This is a genomic window from Paenibacillus pasadenensis (assembly GCF_023715725.1).
Classification (GTDB): domain Bacteria; phylum Bacillota; class Bacilli; order Paenibacillales; family Paenibacillaceae; genus Paenibacillus_O; species Paenibacillus_O pasadenensis_A.
This window is the reverse complement of the sequence record NZ_JAMBOT010000010.1, coordinates 111,355-118,557: the sequence shown is the minus strand read 5'-3', so window position 1 is coordinate 118,557 and position 7,203 is coordinate 111,355. Positions and strand designations below refer to the sequence as shown.

General features: G+C 56.2%; 8 protein-coding genes and 1 other RNA gene. All 9 read right to left on the bottom strand.

Features of this window, described 5'->3' with window-relative positions; all coding sequences use genetic code 11:
• Window positions 1–220: 220 nt before the first annotated feature.
• On the bottom strand, window positions 221–490 hold the full coding sequence (locus tag M3223_RS19515; protein ID WP_251564691.1) for a pro-sigmaK processing inhibitor BofA family protein: 270 nt from the start codon (window positions 488–490) through the stop codon (window positions 221–223).
• Entirely contained in the window at window positions 487–771 is a 285-nt protein-coding gene (locus M3223_RS19510) for a YaaL family protein (protein WP_251564689.1), read from the bottom strand. Before M3223_RS19510 ends, M3223_RS19515 begins: the two co-directional genes overlap by 4 nt.
• A gap of 221 nt (window positions 772–992) precedes the next feature.
• Window positions 993–1,592, bottom strand: a complete 600-nt coding sequence (gene recR, locus M3223_RS19505; RefSeq protein ID WP_251564687.1) for a recombination mediator RecR — start codon at window positions 1,590–1,592, stop codon at window positions 993–995.
• 93 nt (window positions 1,593–1,685) lie between these two features.
• Window positions 1,686–1,997 carry a YbaB/EbfC family nucleoid-associated protein gene (locus M3223_RS19500; RefSeq protein WP_251564685.1) on the bottom strand — a complete coding sequence of 104 codons (312 nt, stop codon included), beginning with the start codon at window positions 1,995–1,997 and terminating at the stop codon, window positions 1,686–1,688.
• A 67-nt stretch (window positions 1,998–2,064) separates the two neighbouring features.
• Window positions 2,065–3,894, bottom strand: coding sequence for a DNA polymerase III subunit gamma/tau (gene dnaX / locus M3223_RS19495; protein WP_251564682.1), 1,830 nt, complete (start codon window positions 3,892–3,894; stop codon window positions 2,065–2,067).
• A gap of 289 nt (window positions 3,895–4,183) precedes the next feature.
• Window positions 4,184–4,449: signal recognition particle sRNA large type (gene ffs / locus M3223_RS19490), an RNA gene on the bottom strand.
• A 141-nt stretch (window positions 4,450–4,590) separates the two neighbouring features.
• Window positions 4,591–4,992 carry a hypothetical protein gene (locus tag M3223_RS19485; protein WP_251564679.1) on the bottom strand — a complete coding sequence of 134 codons (402 nt, stop codon included), beginning with the start codon at window positions 4,990–4,992 and terminating at the stop codon, window positions 4,591–4,593.
• A gap of 78 nt (window positions 4,993–5,070) precedes the next feature.
• Window positions 5,071–5,268, bottom strand: coding sequence for a 50S ribosomal protein L31 (rpmE, locus tag M3223_RS19480; protein WP_090780333.1), 198 nt, complete (start codon window positions 5,266–5,268; stop codon window positions 5,071–5,073).
• Between the two features lie 103 nt (window positions 5,269–5,371).
• A complete protein-coding gene (locus M3223_RS19475; RefSeq protein WP_251564676.1) occupies window positions 5,372–6,628 on the bottom strand; it encodes a radical SAM protein in 1,257 nt (418 codons plus the stop codon).
• Window positions 6,629–7,203 lie beyond the last annotated feature (575 nt).

The window sequence follows — 7,203 nt, the reverse complement described above, 5'->3', positions numbered from 1 at the left end:
AGGGTTGTTCGACTTGCTCATTTATAACGTTGACTTGCTTCACTCGTTGTTCAGTTTTCAAAGAACAAATTCGCTTTATTTCCGCCCCGCCTCTCAGCGGCGACTTAGATAATATATCACGCCCGCCCATTTACATGCAAGTGTTTTTTAAAACTTTTTTCGATTTTCTTTTTAGACCGTGTATAAAGCAAAAACCCCCTGTTTCCAGAGGGTTTTCTTCTTATAGAACAACGGCTTGAATTCCAGCCAATACCGCTACCCCGGGCAGGCCCAATACAACAGCCGTTCCAATAGTTGCCGGGTTTAGCGGAATCTCGGAGCCAGGCAGCAGGCCCGTGCCGTTCAGCAAATACAAACCTGCAGCCGCAGCCGTCAAGTGCAGCGCAAACCTGCTGAACCATGACCATGACCAAAACATTCTGCTCCGCATAAGCGTAATGACCAGTAATATGGAGGACAAGCTCAGCATACTCAGCCAAATCCATTTCATCCCGGAACCCCTCCTTTCCATGCCGGAGAAACCGCGCCAAGCCGTTTTGCTTGCCGCAGCAGCATTTCATAACGTTTCTGAGCCGCTTCTATTGCAAAAACGGCGTAATCGATATGATCATCCCCGGTCGCATGCTCAAAATGATATTGCGCATTTATCCAATCTCGATGCGCCTCCTGAATTTCCGCAAGCAGCTCCTCCACCCCAATCCCGGCAGGATTGGACTGCATGCTGATCGCCACCGCTTCCTCCCGGCCGCCCAACCGCAGCCTCACTCCCATGCCATCCACTCCTTCGGCTTGTCCTGGTCGTTGACTCGTTTGCCTGTAGTAATTCTATAAACGGGTTTGGACAATTAGAACGGCCGAAAGCGGACAGACGGAAAATTCTCTGCAAGGAATGAGTCGATCGGTACGAATGAGACATCCGCGTTGCCGGATTCCAGATCCTAAACAAAAAAAGACCAGCCTTTTTAACTCGGCTGGTCTTCAATACATAAAAATTACGAAAGCTCTCTGCGGCCTTCAAGCGCTTTGGACAAGGTGACTTCATCCGCATACTCAAGATCTCCGCCCACCGGAAGCCCGTGCGCGATTCTTGTTACCCGAATGCCGAAGGGCCGGACTAGCCGGGAAATGTACATGGCCGTCGCTTCCCCTTCAATGTTGGGATTAGTGGCTAGAATAAGCTCCTGCACCCGTTCATCCTCCAGACGCCTAAGCAGCTCAGTGATGCGAATCTCCTCAGGCCCGATTCCCTCAATCGGTGAAATCGCGCCTTGCAGCACATGGTACTGCCCGTTGAACTCCTTGGTGCGCTCCATAGCGACCAAATCTCGGGATTCCTGCACAACGCAAATGGAGGAGTGGTCCCGGGACTTGTCCTGGCAAATGCGGCAAGGATCGGTATCGGTAATATTGCAGCAGACGGAGCAGAAATGAAGATTTCTTTTGACGCTTACGAGCGCTTTGGCAAAATCGATCACATCGTCTTCCTTCATCTTAAGCACATGGAAGGCGAGCCTGGCCGCCGTCTTCGGCCCGATGCCCGGGAGCCGGGTAAAGGAGTCGATGAGTTTTGCTATTGGTTCGGGATAATACAACAAACCCAGCTCCTTTAATCTAATCGGGACGGCCCCCATGTACAGGAGACCGTCCCGCAGATACGTTCCAAGAACGTATTGTGTCGCTAATGATTAAAACAGACCCGGGATCTTCATGCCGCCTGTAAATTTACCCATATCCTTGTTCGCTAGCTCGTCGGCTTTCGTAATCGCGTCGTTAACCGCTGTAAGCACAAGATCCTGCAGCATTTCGACGTCATCCGGATCAACCGCTTCCGGCTTAATGGCAATGCTGACCAGCTTTTTATGGCCGTTGACAACTGCGGTTACAACTCCGCCGCCAGCTGTGCCCTCGACCGTTTTCGTTTGCAGCTCTTCCTGGGCTTTAAGCATTTGCTCCTGCATTTTTTTAACCTGTTTCATCATTTGATTCATATTATTCATTCGGTTCACCTCATTATATAGAATTTAAAAACCAGCCTTACTCATAACATCGGTTGGATCGAAAACGTTATTCCTTTTTCAACTCTACCAGATCCTCGCCAAACAGCTTAAAGGCTTCCTCCACCCATTCCGGCTGAGCCGGCGTTGAAGGAGGGTCGTCGTGCGAGAGTTCAAACGGCTCCTCTCCCCGTTCGGGGGGAGCATCTGTTGCAGCTTGCTGCCAATCCTTCTGCATGACGGTCGCCAGTTGAAGCGGTTTGCCAAAAGCCTCCTGAAGCACCCGCTCAATCAGTTCGCGGTTCGCCTGTTTTTCGGTCGTCTCGCGGTGGATGGTGTTTTTGAAGGCGACCAGCACCGTGTCGCCGGACCAGGATACCGGTTCGCCGTCGACGAGCCAAGCATGGACGGTGACGCGGGCGTCCTTGACGCGCGCGAGCACCTCCGTCCACTTGCCGCGAAGCTGCGCGGTTTGGGGGCTGGAGGCGGCGGAGGCAAAGGGATCGAGCTTGACGGTCCGGATCGATCCGCCGGACCGGGGCCCGAACCCGTTGCTGCCGCCGCGGGCGGGCGCGCCGCGCGAAGCCCCTGCGGCAGCGGCAGGAGCTGCCGCCGCAGGGACGGCGCCTCCGCTGCGCTGAAGCTGGTCCAGCTTGCGTTCAAGCTGGTCGATTCGCTGCTGCAGCGCAGCGACCTCATGGCCGGAGGCGCCAGGGGCGGAAGCCCCGCGCTGCTCCGCAGCAGGCTGTGCGCCCTGGCCGCTTTCCGGCAGGGTGCAGATTTTAAGGAGCGCGACCTCGAACAATGTCTGCGGATGGGCCGCGTGCCTCATTTCATTTTGATACCGGTTCAGCTCGTCAATCATTCGAAAGATGCGGTCGGAGCTGAAACCTTCTGCCATGTCGCGGAATACGGCCGGATCAGCCATGCGGCCCATCCCTTCGGCGCTTGCCGGCGCCAGCTTAAGCACCAGCAGGTCGCGGAAGTAATAAATCAGATTCTCGAGGCATTTGTCGGGACTTTTGCCAGCCTGCATCAGACCTTCGACAAGCGGCAGGACGGCAGCTGCGTTGCCGTCTCTTACCGCTTCAGCAATTCCAGCGAACTGCTGAGCCGCAAGTCCGCCCGTTACATCAACCGCGCCTGCAAGCGTAATCGTTTCGGAACCGAAAGCCGCAGCCTGCTCAAGCAGACTAATTGCATCCCGCATCCCCCCGTCCGAAAGTCGGGCAATATACTCCAGCGCCTCCGCCTCGGCGGAGATACCTTCTTCTTCAGTAATTTCGCGAAGCCGCTCAATTTGCTCCTCCAGCGAAACCTGCCGGAAATCAAACCGCTGGCAGCGGGATATGATCGTGGCCGGCAGCTTATGCGGCTCCGTCGTCGCCAAAATGAAAATCACATGTCCCGGCGGCTCTTCCAATGTTTTCAGCAGCGCATTAAACGCTTCTGTCGTGAGCATATGAACTTCGTCGATAATATAAACCTTGTAGCGGACTTCAGACGGAGCGTAACGAACGTTATCGCGAATCTCGCGGATTTCGTCGATGCCCCGGTTGGAGGCAGCGTCAATTTCCACAACATCCATGACCGTTCCTGACGTTATGCCCCGGCAAGCAGCGCACTCATTACAAGGCTCTGGCGCCGGTCCCAGCTCGCAGTTGACCGCTTTGGCAAACACTTTGGCGGTTGTCGTTTTGCCCGTGCCCCTTGGACCGTTGAACAAGTAAGCATGCGCAATGCGCTGCTCGCGAATCGCGTTTTGCAGCGTCTGCCGAATATGCTGTTGTCCCACCATATCCTTGAACGTCTGCGGACGCCAGGCACGGTATAAGGCGATATGGGTCACTCGTTGGCTTCCTTTCGCGCCGCGCAGGGCGGCCGATAATCGTCTTTTCATTATACATGACCTTGCGTCCGGGCAAAAGGGAAAGGAAGCTATCCGCTTACAGTGCGAATTATGCGAACGACTTTGACATGGAAAACATGCGAGTGCTGCCTGCGTCAAAGTTAAGGGAAACGGATGTTTATAGAGGTGAACCTCGTTCGCTTTTGGAGCGGGAGTGTGGATAAGAAGAATTGAAAAAGAAGCGCCCTTCAGCGAGTCAAGGCAAAGCGGCGGACTTATAATGAAAAAACGCCCGGCCATCCTTATGGATGCTCCAGGCGTTGTATTTATTGAGGTAGGACCGTGCACCTGCCCTCGATCCATGCGCTCCAGCCGGCATTCCTGATTCCAGCTCAGGCCAGGCACCCCTCCGGCACATGAACGAACTTGCTTACGGCTGCTTCCTTCCGGACCTGACCGAGTTCACAAGTGTCCATTGCGGAGGACCCGTCCATCAACACCGTTCACAGGCGCCAAACACTGCAACGCATAACCTACGGCAGGAATTCAACCTCGCTATAGCGGATTGCGAGTTACAGGGCACCGCTACCTCCCCATCTAGCACGGCAGATCTTTAGTATAGCCCATTTAAAGGGCTTGTGCAACTGAACGCCGTTCAGCGTTTTGCGCTTTAGATGCTTGTTTTGGCAAAAGGTGCACCCCCGCTAAAAGCTCTCCGGACAGCGTTTCCCCTTCTATTTCAGTTGTTCAATCCTCCAGACGGGTGACCACCTTGTAACGGGGCATGTTGAAGGCCAGCTGCGATTGAACGCGGCTGCGCACCTCCTCCTGCTGCATGGTATTAAGTCCGCTTTTCGGTTTTACATAAACGCTCATCGTAGCGCCGTTGAACACAAGCCGCGCCGATTGCACTCCCTGCACCTCAAGCGCTTTCTGTTTGGCAAAATTGGAGTCCTGCTGATAATTTTGAGCGTGAGGCGTGTTAATTAAATGAGGATTCGTATTGGTTAAGCCAAGCTGCCCGTCCCGGTCGTAGGCTTTGCCCTTCATGGAGTTCGGGCTGCCTCCGCAAGCAGACAGTGCCAGAGCGCTAATAAGCAGCACAGCGGCGGCAAGCGGCAGTTGGCGGGAACGAATTCGATTGTTCATAGCAAAAAACCTCCCTTTAGCCATAGGATGGCTGAGGGAGGTTCTTCTATACTGCCAATAGATGGCAGTTGCAGTCGATTAGATGCCGTATTTCTTTTTGAAACGGTCTACGCGGCCGCCGGCGTCCAGGAACTTCTGCTTGCCCGTGAAGAACGGGTGACAAGCGGAGCAGATCTCAACGCGCAGGTTCGGTTTAACGGAACCAGTCTCGAAGGAATTGCCGCAAGCACAAGTAGCAGTAGTCACGTGGTATTTCGGATGAATAGCCTCTTTCATCGTCTTTCACCTCTTTCTGCCCTGAGCCTCATGCGAGCCCAGAGTTATCACATACCTGAATAATATATCATGCCTGCACGTCCCGCGCAATCATCAATCCCGCTTAACGGGGACGGGCCAGCTCGGCAGGCGGCACATGCGTGTAGGAGCCAATGACAACATCCGGCAGTTCCTCACGGAAAATTTGCAGCATCTGTTTCATGCCGTAAATCTCTCCTTGAGCTTTCGGAATGAGGTTCAGATAACTCTCGGGATCGATGTTCAAGTTGCGCATCTGGATCAGGCGAAGCCCGGTGCGGCGCACAAAATCAATCATTGCCTCCATCTCCTCCTCGCGGTCGGTGACCCCGGGAAAAATCAAGTAGTTGATGGAGGTGTAAACGCCTTTGTCCGCTGCGTAGCGCAGCGATTTTTCGACGTTTTTTAGCGTGTAGGCACGCGGTTTGTAGTAAGCATTATAATGATCGTCCAGCGCGCTGATTGTGCTGACGCGCATCAGGTCCAGACCGGCGTCAACGATGGCCCGCATGAAGTCGGTCAAGCCCGCGTTTGTGTTGATGTTGATGTAACCCAAGCGCGTCTGCTCACGCACCTGCTTCATCGCTTCGACGATGATTTTGGCCTGAGTGGAAGGCTCGCCCTCGCAGCCCTGGCCAAAGCTAATGATGGATTCGGGATGTTTAAGATGTTCCATCATAATCTGCACCAGCTCGTCCACAGTCGGCTTGAAGTTCATGCGTGTCTGCGGCGCAGGAAACGCGCTGTCTTCCGGTTGCTCGGAAATACAGCCGAAACAGCCGGCATTACAGGAATAGGAAACGGGGACAGCCCCTTCCCAGCGCTGCAAAAAGGTATTGGAAGCGGTCAGGCACTCGTAGCCGAGTGCGCAGTTGGAAAGATGCTTGTACAGCCGGTTATCCGGGTACTTCGCCAGCAGCTCCTCCACTTTGACGTTCAGCTCCGTGCGGTCGCAGTTAAGCGGATTCCAGCGCTCCGGATCGTCGCACTGCTCCGCCGCTACATAAAAACCGCCGTTTTTCCAAACGACAGCCGTATACCCGAACAGCGGCAAAACAGCGTTTTTGTCTGCTTTGACGTAACCGGGCAGCGCCAGGCGCGTGTACCCCTGCGGCAGAAGCGCTCCGACAGCTTGATAGGAACCTGGCAACAGCTCCATTTGACCGCGTTTGCTGATTCCGATCGGACGGGTTCCGGGCAGGCCGACCAAGGTCGCGCCCTCCGGCAAAGGAATAAGCTCGTCCTCCATCAGCTCGATAACGACGTCTCCGCCGCGGCCGAGCCCGGTCCAGTCGGGATGATCGAACAATTGGCCTTGTTCGTCGGCATAGACAAGATTCATGATGTCCTCCTAAGTCGGTAAAAGCGGCCGGCGATTATTCCGTCGGCGGCTGCTCGGTCGTCGCGGCTTTGGAACGCGACGTGCGGCGGGTCGTGGATGCCGCAGGTTTTTCTGCGGCATCAGCTGCAGCTGCAGCGCGCGGCGTTGCTGCGGCGCGCTTGCGCTTAGGCTGCGCAGCCGTCTCTTCGGCTGCGCTTGCGGTTTCGGATGCGGCGGGAGCTTTGGCCGCATCATCGGCTGCGGCGCGCGGCTTCCGCGTTGAGCCGGGAGGCCGGCCGCGCTTAGGCGGCGCAGCTTGAGCGGCCGGCGCCTCAGCTGGCGCGGCTGGCTGCTCCGCCGTTGGCGCGGCGGAAGCATCCGCCGCCGCCGTGCCGCGCGCTGCGGCTGAGCGCGCGCCAGGCGTGCGCCCGCGCGGCTTCGCGGCCGGCGCAGCTTCGCCTGCGCCAGCGGCTTCGCCTGCCGCCGCGCTGCGCGTCCGCGGCGCCGCCGGCTTTGCCTCGGCGGCGCGCTCGCGCTCCGGCTGCGCCGGCGCTGCGGCTGCGCTCACCGGCTTCGCAGCGGCTTCGCCTGCTCCA

Coding starts and splice junctions, on each gene's coding strand:
- M3223_RS19515 (WP_251564691.1), bottom strand. CDS start 490: ATGAAATGGATTTGGCTGAGTATGCTGAGCTTGTCCTCCATATTACTG.
- M3223_RS19510 (WP_251564689.1), bottom strand. CDS start 771: ATGGGAGTGAGGCTGCGGTTGGGCGGCCGGGAGGAAGCGGTGGCGATC.
- M3223_RS19500 (WP_251564685.1), bottom strand. CDS start 1,997: ATGAATAATATGAATCAAATGATGAAACAGGTTAAAAAAATGCAGGAG.
- dnaX (WP_251564682.1), bottom strand. CDS start 3,894: ATGAAAAGACGATTATCGGCCGCCCTGCGCGGCGCGAAAGGAAGCCAA.
- M3223_RS19485 (WP_251564679.1), bottom strand. CDS start 4,992: ATGAACAATCGAATTCGTTCCCGCCAACTGCCGCTTGCCGCCGCTGTG.
- rpmE (WP_090780333.1), bottom strand. CDS start 5,268: ATGAAAGAGGCTATTCATCCGAAATACCACGTGACTACTGCTACTTGT.
- M3223_RS19475 (WP_251564676.1), bottom strand. CDS start 6,628: ATGAATCTTGTCTATGCCGACGAACAAGGCCAATTGTTCGATCATCCC.